Origin of the sequence: Labrenzia sp. THAF191a (genome assembly GCF_009363335.1) — a bacterium.
GTDB lineage: Bacteria > Pseudomonadota > Alphaproteobacteria > Rhizobiales > Stappiaceae > Roseibium > Roseibium algicola.
Window position 1 is genome coordinate 1,907,346 of sequence record NZ_CP045333.1, and the last position, 12,716, is coordinate 1,920,061.

The window sequence follows — 12,716 nt, forward strand, 5'->3', positions numbered from 1 at the left end:
TCAGAGCCTCGCGTCTGCTGTCAGACTTTGCGTAAAAGTTGGACCGCTTAGTCCGTAGAGGTGAAAGCCGTCCGGACGAACTGACTGACCGCCATTCACAGTTACGCCACCAAAGAGCGTATAGGTGATGCCAGGGGTCGCCCTCATCCACCGCGGGAAGGTTCCGGTGATTTTACTTTGGTGATCGGAGCTGAAAGGGATTTGGCTCTTGTAGAAGTAATAGTGGGCCATATGCAGCTCTTGCCCACGGCTCCTGCGAGGCCGCTTAATCTCTGATGCCCGCACATCCCCGCTAAGAAGAGATACCTCCGAGAGGTAAACCGTAGCTGTCGGGTTGGTGCTGTCATGTTGACGGGTAAATGCGGCCCGCAGGGCGTCATTCAGGCCTGTGCCAATGACTTTGCCTTCGACGCTGTCCAGAGTGAACAACAGGGAAAACTCTGTTTCTTCAGTCGTCAGATTTACGGTTTGGAAAGCGGTTTCGTTCGTGGCCGATGGCGCCCCGCCTGTTCCAAAGAACTGAGATATGTTGACCTGCAACTCAGTGGGAGCGGATGCCTGCGCCCTAAAAGTGAAGGTACAGGTTTGCCCGCCGAGCGTGTCGACGAATTCAATCGGCTGGAAAAGCGCTGCCGGATTAGCTCCCGGCGTCGGACGCTCCCACTTTAGGCGCTTCCTCGTGCGCGATCCAAGGGGGCGATCCTCGATCGTGATCGGGCAAGAGGTGCCTGCGACACGAAACATCCGCCACATGTCGCAGACATAGCCGCTGGTAAGATCGAACGGACCTTGTCCCTCTTGGTAGATGTCGAAACTACCGTTGATCAGGTGATCTGGGTCGCCAGTCACCTGGCTGATGCCAAGCTTGACCAGCAGCTCCGGAATGCCGCTGGTCTTGATCTTGTCCGCGTCAATGGTTTCCGGGCTCGGCTCGCCGATCTCAACAGCAGTCAGAACCATCGCGTTCAACTTATGACCTGCTGCCGGCATTGTGTTGAAGGTCACGTCAGCGTCGTTGAGCGCGAAATCCTCATGCAGAACGAAGTTGCCGTTCAGGTTCAGAAAGACAGCGTTCTTCGAGTTCGGCGTTGCCGGCAAGGTGACGGTGTCGGTTTCACCGTCAAACACGTAGCTCTGAAAGGCCGGATCGACGGTCGGCGTCGTGACTTCCTGCACCAGCTCGGCGAGCGCTGCCTGGACGTTGTTCGCGGAAATGCCGTTGATCGGGTCGATGGCAAAGAACGAGGCCTTGGCAGCAACCGAAACCCACTGATCATTGAGATACTGCAAGAGCATGCCCTGCGTGGCGTCGGATACGTCCGTGTCTTCCAGCCCCGCAAGCGTGCCAGACACGTTGGCAATGCTGTCTGCCAGCGTGTTCAGTGCAGCTTGCAGGCCATCTACATCATCGATGTCATGGTTATGAACTGAAGGCGCAACGCCTGCGAGTGCCGTCTGGAGGGAATGGATAAATCCATCGATCATCTCCATCGCCAGGATGATACGGGTGAAGTCATAATCGACATCGTTGGCCGGGTCTGGCTTCGGAATGCCGAGTTGTGCTGTAATTGCGTCGGTTGGCATCGGAACCTCTTAGTATCCGTAGGCGCGCAAACGCGCGATGGAGGGACGCGCTGCCGGCGTGCCGTTGAGTGTGACTTTCACGCGGCCTCCGTTGGGGGCGGAGAAGCCAGCAAGGGCAAGTTTCGGTTCCGTCCAGCCACCGCCGAGGGCGCGGGCGCTCTCCTGGACAAGCGGCTGCCAATCGTCATCGCCGTCATCAACAAAGATCGAGACCGTTGCCCCGGCCGGCTGCCACCGATCGAACAGCGCGCGGAATCCGATCGGGCCGTCGATCGCGAAGAACTTCGAGACATAGTCCGCCTGCTCCTGCACCTGCCCACCAATGATCGTGGTGCCTGGCCAGAGGACAGGCGACAGGTACTCGTTGCCGTTCAGTACAGCGCGCAGGGTTATGGTCTCGGAGACATACTCATCGAACTCGATGGACTGCCCTGAAGCGAGTGGGATCACATCCCCGTTGGCGCGGACAAGCTCGTACCTAAACCGGGTCTGATCGGATTGCAGCTCGACCGTGCCGCGAACGACCAGATCGGTGATCGCCTCGATGTCGCCCTGGTACAGATCGACGGTCTTTTCCACCGGGCTGAATTTGGCCGCGAGGATATCGATCTTGAGATCGCTTTTCGGGTGCGCCACCCACGTGGTGCGGTTCGATCCGGAGAACAGGTCGCCGTTGGTATAAGGCTGCGAGGAAACCAGCTGTTGGGATTCCGGAACCACTTCGCCAAGCGTTGCGATCTTCAGGGCGTGGTCCGCATCGTCAGTCATGATCACGACACAGTATTTTTCAGAAGCACTGAGATAGTGCGGCGCATCCCAACGCGGGCTGACCTTGTCACCAGGCTGAACGCCAACCATCGGAATGAACGTGGTCGCCAGAACTTCATTGGTCGGATAGCCGTTCAAGGTCCGGGCGAGCTGGCAAACCAAGCCATTGGCCGGGTCCCCCACCTCGGCGATCTCCACGTCGAACCCGAGCATCATGCAATCAACTGGCGGGACAAACGTGAAAGCAAGCGGATCGCCGTTCATGCCCCCTTCGCGTCCGGAGCCTTCACCGGGGCCGCGATTGTTGGACACGTTGTTTACGTTGGTGACCCGCACAATATTGTTGATCACGTTCACCACGGGCGGCGGCGCAGCCCTGGTCACCAGATTGACCCGGCGCATCACCTCGACGGTGATTTCACCAGCACCAACGAAGGACGCCTCAGCAAAACCACCGGCAGCACCTTCTGCCCGGATCGCATGCGTGCCGGTCGGAACACGGGCCGGGATCTGGAATGTCCCTTGCACATCACCATTGGCACCGGCAACAAGCGGGCCGGCCGGCGTCACGTCCCGCCCTGCGAACAGGAGCTTTTCCAACTCTTCGTTGGGGGCAAACCCTTCTATCGTGAAGTCGATATCGATCTGCCGCAGGAACTCTGCCGCCCGTGTCGTCTGCCGCACTTCTTCCGTAATCGTTGTACGGCCCGGAGATTGACCGGGGGCTGCCGTGAACTGGCGCGTGATGGACGAGGTCCACTGCGTTTCAGTCGACGTCCAAAAGTCGTTGTTCGGGTTGAGCGCCAACAAGCCCGGCATCGGATTATAGTTGGCGTAGGGGTTGACCTTCATGGACCCGGTTGCGAGTGGCTGCGAGATTATCACTTCTTCGGTGTAATCAAGGATCGCAAGCGTGTTGATCGTCTCGACAAACTGCTCATAGACAGGCAACTGCAAGACGCCCTGGTTGGCGGCGGCAGACTGGACGACACCCTCATCGCGGTAGAAATCGCTCCAGAAGTCATCCGTGAAGATGCCATCGGCAGAGATCGCGGCCGCGTCCGGTACTGATTGTTCCATGAGCGTCCGGTTGAGTTGATCGGCAAGCTTCACCGTCAGTCGCAGATATCCCCAAAGCTCATCATAGGTCGGTACACGGGTGCCGTTGTTGACGATCTCCGGAGCGCCGTCCCACGTGTTGTGGATCTCGGCAATCTTCAGGTAGCCCTCGGGTGGCTTCGGCGGCAGCGCGCCCTTGCGAGCGGACTGCCCTTTGACGACGCTCGGCGTGCCATCGATATCAAAAACAAGAATATCCTTGCGCGGGATCTTGGAGTTGTACGTCAGCAATGCGGTTTCGTCGGTCACACCGCCTGACAGTGTGATGGTCGCTGCGTCGAAGGCATCCGGCGCGACCTGTTTGAAATACCGATAGGTGACGACATACGTGCTGCCGGCAGCCGGCTCATCACCAGCCGGAGCCCACGAGATATTGTCACCGGACAGGGAATATGTCGCCGGATCAAACGTGGTCGCGGCCTGCGTGACGCTTATGATTTCGACAATCGACGCTTCCTGCAGTTCATCCAGACCGTTGGGCACAGGCCCGCGCGTCACGTTCTCGGAGATCTGCATGGTGACAACCGCAGACACCACGTTCGCGATCGGCGGCCTTGCGACGGTCAGAACTGCGGTGCCGCTACCGCCATCGGTGAAGGTCTTCGCCTCGGCCGAGACCAGTTCAAGATCCGGATCTTGGGACTGGAACAGGGTAAAAGCGGTTTCGCGCGTGCGGCGCCAACCCTGAATGTTTGCAGCACCGGCACCCACCGACAGGATCTGCCGATCGTTGCCGTCATCCCCAAGCGCGCTGACTTCGCAGCCGGCAACGATGTAGGAGCCGCGTGCGCGGTCGTAAATCGCAGCAGTCGCAAGAATGCCATCAAGTGCAGGCGGAGCGGTCTGATCAACGACGGTGCCATCGAGCAGCTTGTAGACCTGTATAAACTGGCCCTCGCCGCCATCGTTCAGCAAACCCCACTCAAGAGACCGGTTCGTCCGGTAAGCGCCCGGTTCGCCTTCGGCATCCGTGCCTGGATGCAAGCCGACGAGAGACGGGTCTTCCTCGTGGCCGATACGGGTGACCACCTGGCGCACACCAACGATCACGTCGCCGGAGATCGGAACATCATCAAATTGCGCGGCGGCAACGGAAAGAACATGACCGTCAATGTAGATCCGGCCAGCCTGTAGGATGATGCTGGCGGTGGTCGGAATGGCGTTCGGGTCTTCCGGGTCAATGTCGAACGCGACCTTGATTGCCGCATCGCTTTCCCGGTTGCCGTTGCCAGCTACCAGATCGCCAATCGCCTGGATGCGGCGGCCGGTCAGCCCCTGCAGTTCATTGAGTTCCGCGCCCTGAATGAAGCGGTCCTCGACAAAGACCAGATCCGTCCGGGTGGACGGCGCGTCTGGAGTTCTGTCATAGGCGGCGTCAATGCCGGACTCGTGTTCGTAGGCCATCAGAACCTCAAGAAAAATTGGACGTATTCACGGACCGTCTCGCCAAAAAGGATCGAGATCGGCTGTGACGCGATTTCAACGCCTCCGGTCAGACCGGCAGGCTCCAGCCAGAGTTGGCCGGGTTTCGACTGGTCGGTGACATCAGCGCCGAAGACGATGGAGACAGACGCGGCTTCGGAGCCGTAACCGTCGCCGAACCCGGTGCGCGCAAAGACATGCACGCCGATCGGGTTCTCAAGGCTCGGCTCCAGAAAGTCAGTGCCGAACGCGTATCCGGTAAGCCCTTGCTCAACACCCCTACAGACGGCCCGGCGATAACCAATCGTCTGGTCAGCGTCATCGGCAAAGCGAAGCCAGCAAGGTAACGCCTCAATGGCACTCGCCATCGAGACCCTGCGGCCAAGCGCGGCGTCATCGGCCCACTTGAAAGTGGCAGTTGCCCATGGAAACTGCATGTCGGCCCAAAGCTGGCTCGGGACTTCTGGAAGCCAAACACCAAGCACGGTCAGGTCAGCTTCCGTCAGAACGTGGGTGTAGCGATAAGCTCGACCGAAAGACCATTTCGGCCCCTTGCCATCGATCCGGACACCGCTGTCATCTCCAAGGATCGAACCGCTCAAACGGGTTCGGCAACCTTCGGCGGCCGGGACATCGTAGCCATGGACGCCACGGCGGAATGTTGACCGCTCCGGGATGCTGAGATCAACGATGCCTGCGATCTTGGGAAGATCGTCACGCTCATCGCGAACCCGGTCCAGATCGATCTGGAACTCTGCCCAGGCAAGACGACGCGCAGGCGGGTCCTGGATCGTGCCCGAATAGCCCACCATGTCGAGACCTTGCGCAACCGCGGAATGGGTGCCACGCACCCTTGCCCAGGGCAGCCCGCGTGCAAGAACTTCGGCGTAGCTGGAAAGATACGGAACCAGAGCGGCAAGGCCGTATTCATCGACCAGGAACGGACGGAGATCCGGAGGCTGCCGGCTGTACTTCCAGCCGGAGATGTATTCGACGCCCGGCACAAGGTCGGGCATGAGGTAGGTGGCATTCGCCAGCGCACGGTGTTGTAGGCTGACATTGTCTGGCAGGCGGTCGGCGCTCATCGGCTGCGCCCCCCGTCGACAATGGTGACCGTGCCGATCGCAATGGCTTCATTCGATCCCGCAACCACGTCACCGGCCGGAAGTTGGACCGCGATGTTGGAGACCCCTGGCAGCATCGCGTTAGCCGTGATCCAGGCACGTGTCAGATCAAGCCCGAGAAGATCTGCTTCAGCATCGCGTGCGGTTACGAGGTGGCTTTCAAGCTCCTGCAGGAGAGACGCCGGCGCATCCGGTGACAGGGTAACGATGATCGTTACGTCCACGATCTGGCGAACCGCAGACATGACCTCGTAGCGGTCAGATACGAGCATTACCCCCGGAGCTTCAAGGGCCGTTTGAACGATGTTTAAAAGGCTTTGACTGGCGTTGCCGCCGATCTCGGTAGAGAGCACTGCAACGTTTACGGTTGGATCGCGACCAACGCGCCACGTTGCGATGTCGCGAACGCGGATATCCGCCCCCATCGCTACGCTCTTGAAGCGTTCCTTGGTACCGCCAACGGAACCGCCGATCGTTGCCAACTGGATACGCACCCGGAGCCGGGTGTCGTCTTCACCCGGAAGTCTTGCGAGATTGTAAAAGCTGGCAAGGTGGTCCAGATCCGCACTGGTGGAAAAGGCAAGGATCTGGTTGCGGGCGGCCTCGTTCACATAAGAGGTAAACAGCATGGCGTAGAACGCGGCCAGCTCCAGTTGGATCATAGCCGGGTCACTGGAGACATTCGCGTCCCAGGTGATGCCGAGCGCATCGCTTTCGGCAACCATCCTGTCGATCATGTTCTGAAGCCACTCCTCATGGTCGATCGACTTCAGAACCTCAGGATCGGGGAGAGCCTCAAGATCTATCATGCGGCCTCCCGGTAGAGCTTGAGGGGAGCGGTCGAGGCTTCGACAGCGACCTTGTCCTCGTAGTTTCCGAAACGGCCCTCCGGATAGTAGGTGCCCGAATGGCGGACGCCGAGACCGCCCTCCCTGGTCAGCCTGACAAGCTGCATGGAATGGATCCTGTATTCCGGTTCGTGGGTGTGCACGGCGGTGATGAGGGCGTTGTAGAGCCGGAGTGCGAGTTCCGGCGTGATGTCTTCGCCGTGCAAGGCGAAGTGTTCGGAACCGAAATCGAGAGCCATGACGCGCACATCGAGACGCGTGGTCCAGATGATCTGAAGGCTCTGGGAAACATGCGCCCAGCCCGTCAACGGTTCGAAGGTTTCGAAGTGAACGCCGGTTCTGTAGCGGAGAGCTTTCATCAGGTGATAGCCCTCACTGTGTTGGACCCTTCGATGATCGGCCATAGGCCTTTCGAGGAACCAATTTTGACATCGACCCGATCGCCGACACGGGCAACCCGCTTACCGTCTTCGCCGCCCAGGTGAACGTCTTCGCTTTCGACAACGACTTTCGCAGACTTCACAAGTGCATCGGAGCCACGCAGCTCCAGCCGGGTATCACCGAAGGTCACCACAACTTCACCCGCATCATCGGAGGGCGATCCATTGTCGTCGTCGTAGCTGCCGGCGATGGCGATGCTTGCCGTCCCGATCGTGCCGGACGGGCTGAACAGGATCATCTGTTCGTTGTCGGCCGGTACCGCATGAACCTTGAGCCGACCGACACCGGGTGCCCCCCATTTGACGGGGGGAGAAAGGATCGGCTTGCCTTCAGCATCCACAGCAAGCTGCAGGCGAACGGTGCGCTCTTCCATGTCCTGGCTGCCGGGGTGGACCTTGCCGCGCAGGACGGCGCGCGCAAGCCGTCCTTCGGCACGGCGCAGAAACCGGCGAAGCGTTCTGAGTTCGAAAGCGGCGAGATCTGTCACGGTTCCTCCCCTTCGATCATGGCGATGATTTCGGGCGGGATGTCCGTTTCTGCGAGGAACTTCAGGCCTGGGCCGCGTTCTTCATCCGGCGCGACAAACGCCGGCGTTTCACCGCCAAGGAAATCGGGACCAAGGCCGATGATCTCTTGTGTCCAGGTAACGGCGTAATAGGCCGTCCCCTTCTGATAGGCGGTTGCGGTGAACATCGGCCGGAAGGCGGGAGCCGGCTCTGTGAGCGGCAGACTGATGTCGGCAAGTCCCCAGTCCGCGAGATCCGGATCATTGAGGATTGCAAGCAGCCGGGTGCCGATTGCATTGGCAACGGTTTCCCTCGGTATCCTCCGGCCGCGCTGTTTGTCCGCGAAGTCTTCAGCGACGATGTACGCGGCGAAGTCGACCGGCATGGTGTAGTGCCCGGCTGTTTCCCGCATGGCCTTGACTTGGGTCCAACCAAGAAGCACGCCCGGAGCGCGGATCAGATCGCGGGAAACCACATCGTAGATGTCCAGCTTTCCCGGATGAGACCGGACGGTCAAGCCGGCGATCTGCGCGTCGATGGTCGCGGTGATCGCGAGGGTCGCAACCGAGACATGGTCGACGTCGATCAGGTCCGTCAGGGTGGTCGGCTCAATCATTGTAGGCCTCCGATCCCGAGAAAGTCAGTCACCAGATCGCGGATCTCGATCTCGTTCTCCGCCGAGATCCCGACAAACGCACGCGCGGGGACAACGACCTTCTGCGCAAAGACGTTCTGACCGCCGATCTGAAAAGCGAGAGCCTTTGCGTCTTTGGGTTCGATGACGGCACCGAATTGATGGACATGTGCGAATTCCCAGCTCGCACCCCATTCCGCCTGCGTGGCGGAAGAAGTTGAGGCAACGCTGTCCAGGAGATTGCGGCCGGTCTCGCGCAGGATGCTTGTGCCGTTGTGGTTCGGGACCCACGGCGTTCCGTCCGGAGATGTTTTTTCCGTTTCGATGCGCCGGCGCGTCTGGCTCTCACCGAGCGCGGCGATCGCTGCCATCAGCGGCGCGGGTTCAAAGTCCAGAAGCGGTTCAAGGCGCACGAGGGCTTCATCAAGCTCAGTGCTGTCAAGCTGGATTGAAACGCTCATTAAAACCCCCGTAAACGGTCACGGGTGAAGACACGCTCCGGGGCATCGATCAAAACTTCATTGGGTGAGCTGAGAGCATCGGAACCGTTTGAGGAACCGCCATCAGAACCGGACGGCTCGAAAGACAGCCCACCTTTACCGGAGGCAATGGCCTCAAGGCGTTTGATAGCCGCCTCGTACCGATCCTTGATCTGATCGTTCGAACGGGAGAAGGACAGCGCAATACGGTAGAGACCGATATCGATGGCATAGACCTTCAATAGCTCAAGGCTGTCGGCGTCGAGATTGTTCAGATCATTGCTGCCATAGCGGGCCTTGAGGATGCCACGGATTTCCGTGCTGGCGGACGCCAGCGCCCCCGCCACCCTGTCCGCATCGACCGAGCCGTCATTCTCATCTGCGGCAAGCAGAATGAGTTCATCAGGGTAACGCAGTTCTAGATCGGACTGGGAGGCGTAGGCGGTCATGGCTTCCTCAATGGCGGGGCTCAGTAGTCTTCGAATTCACCTTCCACGGCCTGAGACCGCTTCAGTTCCTCAAACTCGCTGCCGGTCATTTCGGGTTCGGCCTCGGGCTCGTAGGTATCGCCGTTCAGACGAACGTGGCAGAGCACGGGGATTTTCTTCCGTTCGGGTCCGTCCTGGGCGGAGGCTGCCGCTTTGGCTTTTGCTTCAGCTTCTGCTTTCGCCTTTGCATCAGCCTCCGCCATCGCGTCAGCCTCGGCTTTCGCCTTCGCATCGGCTTCAGCTTTCGCCTTTAATTCGGCCTCTGCTTTTGCCGCCTCATCAGCCGCCGCTTTTTCTGCAGCTTCATCCGCTGCTTTCTGTTTCGCTTCGGCTTCTGCCTTTGCCGCCGCGTCTGCGGCCTCTTTGGCGGCTGCCTCGTCAGTGGCGGAAGACTTTGCGTCGGTCGATGCGGCCGTCTTGGGAGAACTGGTTTCATTGGATTGCTTGCGGGTTGCCATGATGTTTCTCCGTGGCTCTTCAGAAGAAGTACGAGGCGCGACCTGGGGTCCTTATGGGCCGAATTGCCGTCAACCACCCGAAAGCCAGATTGCGCGGGTAGTGCTGGGGGCCTTGCGAGCCGTACCAGACGCCTCTCTCAGGTATTCAAAAGGCCGCTGTTTCCACTGGACCTGTGGGTCCGCCTGCCAGTGGAGGGGCTTCGCTTGGAGAGCCTTCAGTCCAAAGGCCCTCCTTGCTCGCGGCGCTCCCCGAGGAAACCGCTTAGACCGGGTTCTGGATCAGATAGCCCACGTCTTTGGCGACTATCTCTTCCTTGACCCGTTCGCCGGAACGGATGCGGAAACCGCCTTCAAGGCCGATATCCGGATCTTCGATACGGCCGGCAACCTTGGTGCCGTACTGAGCCGTGAAGCCCCAGGTCACTTCATTTTCGATGTGGGCGGTCGGATCGGTGTAGTGCGCGGCAATGAAGTTGCCCCAGGCACGGGTGAGATTGGCCGCTTGCCCAGGACGGGCGGTGTTGACATGGGCATCGCCCACAAGCACCTGCTTGATCTCAAGCAGCTCGGCGAGCTGCTGCTTGGTGATGAACCCTTCGTTGGTCAGATTGCCCTTGATGGCGTTGACCAGTTTCGGGTGTCGCTTCAACCAGTTCCAGACCACATTGCCCATCGACAGCTGATTGGGGCGGTAGATCAGGGTGCCCTGCAGGGCGGTGTCCAGGACACCGAGCGGGTCGGAATTGGCGTAGTCGGACAGCTTGTCGGTGCCGACAAGGGCGACGCGCCGTGATGCATCGTAGTTGTTCGGATCCTGTACCCTGGCAGCGACCCGGACTTCGCGGTCAAGCTGAGTGATCTTGGTCAGCATCATGACCGAATGCTGTTCGGGATCGTAGGTCGAACGCTTTTCCTTGCGCGCGGCAGCGGCAGCATTGATGTCGGAGTTCGGGATCGGAACGTCGAGACCGTAATCCTTCACCGAACTTTCCCGCTCGGACCCGGAGAACACGATCTGATTGACCTGACCGCGCCGGCCGACTTCCGTGTCGGGCACGGTGAAAGCCTCGGCAATCGGATATTCGGTCCACTTGAACTGCTCGCCGCCGACGCTTTGACGGGGCATGACATCATCGGCAATCAGGGACTGTGCCGGATTGGAATAGCCGATCGCGATTGCGGTCAGGATCGGATCGACGACAAAGGGGCGTTTGGTAGCCATTTTAAAGTGCCTTTAAACTCGCGGCCGATCAGACCGGCGTGTTGAGAATGCCAGGGGCGATGACTGCGGAGAACTGATCGTCCATGGTCGCATCCTGCAGCGCATAGCCTGCGTAGCGGACAACTGAGCCGGCCACCGGCACCGCCTTGACCGCCTTGCCGTTTGCGTCCGAGGTGAAGAAATCACCGAAATCGAGGTCCCCACCAGCTGTGACGGGTGCGGGACCGGACAGGATGACATCCGCCATGTCACCGGCATCGATGTCGAAGGTGTCGGCCACGCCGATGATGAGATCAGTGGCGTCGGAGGCGGTTTCGACTTCCTTGTCGACGGCAGACGCCGCGACGAGGCGCAACCCGGACACCGCCGTGTTCGCCCGGAAAGATTTGATGAGCGGCATCATGTCAGCCGTTTCCTTTCACGTGATTGACCGCCTGAGCGATATCGATGTGGATACCCTTGGCGGCCTGCTCTGCCTGATAGGCGGTTGCCTTGGCCGAAAGGGTGACGGGATCGCCCGGCTCATCGTCAGACAAAGTAGTTTTGTCATCGAGGCCGGACGGAGCGAGACCTTTGGCGGTCGCGCCCAGGAGGGCTTTGACCTGGTCAAACCCTTCGTCGGTCGCGCAGAGCTTTTCGTAATGGTCGCGCTGAGCGGGAAAGATCTTCTTGTCGGCGAGCGCGCCTTCCAGCAGATCATCAACGTCCTTCTTGCGACCATCCGCTTTCAGGGTTGCAAGCTCTTGAGTGGCGGCCGACAGCTTGGTCAGCGCCTCATCGTGAACGGATTTATCGACCTTGCCGGTCGACAGGCCCGTGATGGCTGTCAGGCATGCAGCCTCATCGGCATCCGTACCCAGGCCTAGGGCCTCGGCAATAGACTTGATCGGCATCTGATTTTCCTCTGTTGCAGTCTCGGGAGAAGCGTGAGCAAGCGCCGGCATGGCGAGTGCCGGAGCCGCCACAAGAGCGACGGAATGCAGCCAAACGGCCTTGCCTTCCTTGGTGTGAGGGAAAGTCGGGGAAATGAAGCGCCGGCTTTTTTCGGCCAGCACTTTCTTGCCGGCATCCAACCAGTCGACGCGGCCATACAGCCCATCCGGCTTGGCAGCCATTTCCTTGATCCAGCCAACGGCGGCCGGCTTGTCGTTTTTCGAAATGCCGTGGTCGAGGTCGACAGGGATATCGATACCATCGGCGTTGAACCGGGCAGCGAGCGCCTCGGCGTCGAAGATGAAGAAGCGACCGTCGCGGGTCGTTACCTTACCGGCCGGAAGGATCTTGATCCATTCCGGCACGGCGGCCATTTCAGCGGCAGCACCGGCCGTGGCGATTTCCGTAACCACGGCACCATGGGCAATGTCAGAAGGAGAGGCGGTCTGCTTTGTCATGCCGCCAAGCTAGGCTGGCGCGCGCATGCCAGCGGGGCTGACAACTGTCAGCCGCAGCACCGGGAGCAATTTTTGGGGATGGGTGGACCGTATCAGACCGGATTTGAAAGCGCTACCCGCATCTGGGTCTCACGTACGCAGGCAAGATCGTTTTTAAACGGGGTTTAAACAGGCGTGAGCGCCTTCGTGCCTGTTTCGCGGGGCATTGGGCGTCAAAGCCCTTCCTCGGGCT

Annotated in this window: 13 protein-coding genes; all 13 read right to left on the minus strand. The window is 59.8% G+C overall.

Annotation, left to right across the window (positions count from 1 at the left end):
* The 13 genes from FIV05_RS08835 to FIV05_RS08895 all read right to left on the minus strand — a co-directional run bounded on the left by FIV05_RS08835 (position 1) and on the right by FIV05_RS08895 (position 12,484).
* The gene (locus FIV05_RS08835; RefSeq protein WP_152509297.1) at positions 1–1,584 is read right to left on the minus strand and encodes a hypothetical protein; all 1,584 of its coding nucleotides are present in this window, start codon (positions 1,582–1,584) and stop codon (positions 1–3) included.
* Between the two features lie 9 nt (positions 1,585–1,593).
* The gene (locus FIV05_RS08840) at positions 1,594–4,875 is read right to left on the minus strand and encodes a DUF4815 domain-containing protein (protein WP_152509298.1); all 3,282 of its coding nucleotides are present in this window, start codon (positions 4,873–4,875) and stop codon (positions 1,594–1,596) included.
* Positions 4,875–5,978, minus strand: coding sequence for a phage tail protein (locus FIV05_RS08845; protein WP_152509299.1), 1,104 nt, complete (start codon positions 5,976–5,978; stop codon positions 4,875–4,877). Before FIV05_RS08845 ends, FIV05_RS08840 begins: the two co-directional genes overlap by 1 nt.
* Positions 5,975–6,826, minus strand: a complete 852-nt coding sequence (locus tag FIV05_RS08850; protein ID WP_152509300.1) for a baseplate J/gp47 family protein — start codon at positions 6,824–6,826, stop codon at positions 5,975–5,977. Before FIV05_RS08850 ends, FIV05_RS08845 begins: the two co-directional genes overlap by 4 nt.
* Positions 6,823–7,224, minus strand: coding sequence for a GPW/gp25 family protein (locus tag FIV05_RS08855; protein WP_209009911.1), 402 nt, complete (start codon positions 7,222–7,224; stop codon positions 6,823–6,825). Before FIV05_RS08855 ends, FIV05_RS08850 begins: the two co-directional genes overlap by 4 nt.
* On the minus strand, positions 7,224–7,793 hold the full coding sequence (locus tag FIV05_RS31850) for a phage baseplate assembly protein V (protein WP_173013811.1): 570 nt from the start codon (positions 7,791–7,793) through the stop codon (positions 7,224–7,226). Before FIV05_RS31850 ends, FIV05_RS08855 begins: the two co-directional genes overlap by 1 nt.
* Positions 7,790–8,428, minus strand: a complete 639-nt coding sequence (locus FIV05_RS08865; RefSeq protein ID WP_152509301.1) for a hypothetical protein — start codon at positions 8,426–8,428, stop codon at positions 7,790–7,792. The genes FIV05_RS31850 and FIV05_RS08865 overlap by 4 nt, the downstream gene beginning before the upstream one ends.
* Positions 8,425–8,907, minus strand: coding sequence for a phage virion morphogenesis protein (locus FIV05_RS08870; RefSeq protein WP_152509302.1), 483 nt, complete (start codon positions 8,905–8,907; stop codon positions 8,425–8,427). Before FIV05_RS08870 ends, FIV05_RS08865 begins: the two co-directional genes overlap by 4 nt.
* Entirely contained in the window at positions 8,907–9,374 is a 468-nt protein-coding gene (locus FIV05_RS08875) for a DUF1320 domain-containing protein (protein ID WP_152507388.1), read from the minus strand. The genes FIV05_RS08870 and FIV05_RS08875 overlap by 1 nt, the downstream gene beginning before the upstream one ends.
* 20 nt (positions 9,375–9,394) lie before the next feature.
* Positions 9,395–9,871 (minus strand): hypothetical protein, encoded by a 477-nt coding sequence (locus tag FIV05_RS31760; protein WP_209009912.1) that lies wholly within the window; start codon positions 9,869–9,871, stop codon positions 9,395–9,397.
* Positions 9,872–10,133: 262 nt separating this feature from the next.
* Positions 10,134–11,093, minus strand: a complete 960-nt coding sequence (locus FIV05_RS08885; RefSeq protein ID WP_152509303.1) for a capsid protein — start codon at positions 11,091–11,093, stop codon at positions 10,134–10,136.
* Positions 11,094–11,121: 28 nt separating this feature from the next.
* Positions 11,122–11,496: a DUF2190 family protein gene (locus FIV05_RS08890; RefSeq protein ID WP_152507390.1), complete on the minus strand. Its 375-nt coding sequence runs from the start codon at positions 11,494–11,496 to the stop codon at positions 11,122–11,124.
* 1 nt (position 11,497) lies between these two features.
* Complete coding sequence (locus tag FIV05_RS08895) at positions 11,498–12,484, minus strand: phage protease (RefSeq protein WP_152509304.1); 987 nt, start codon at positions 12,482–12,484, stop codon at positions 11,498–11,500.
* Positions 12,485–12,716: the final 232 nt, after the last annotated feature.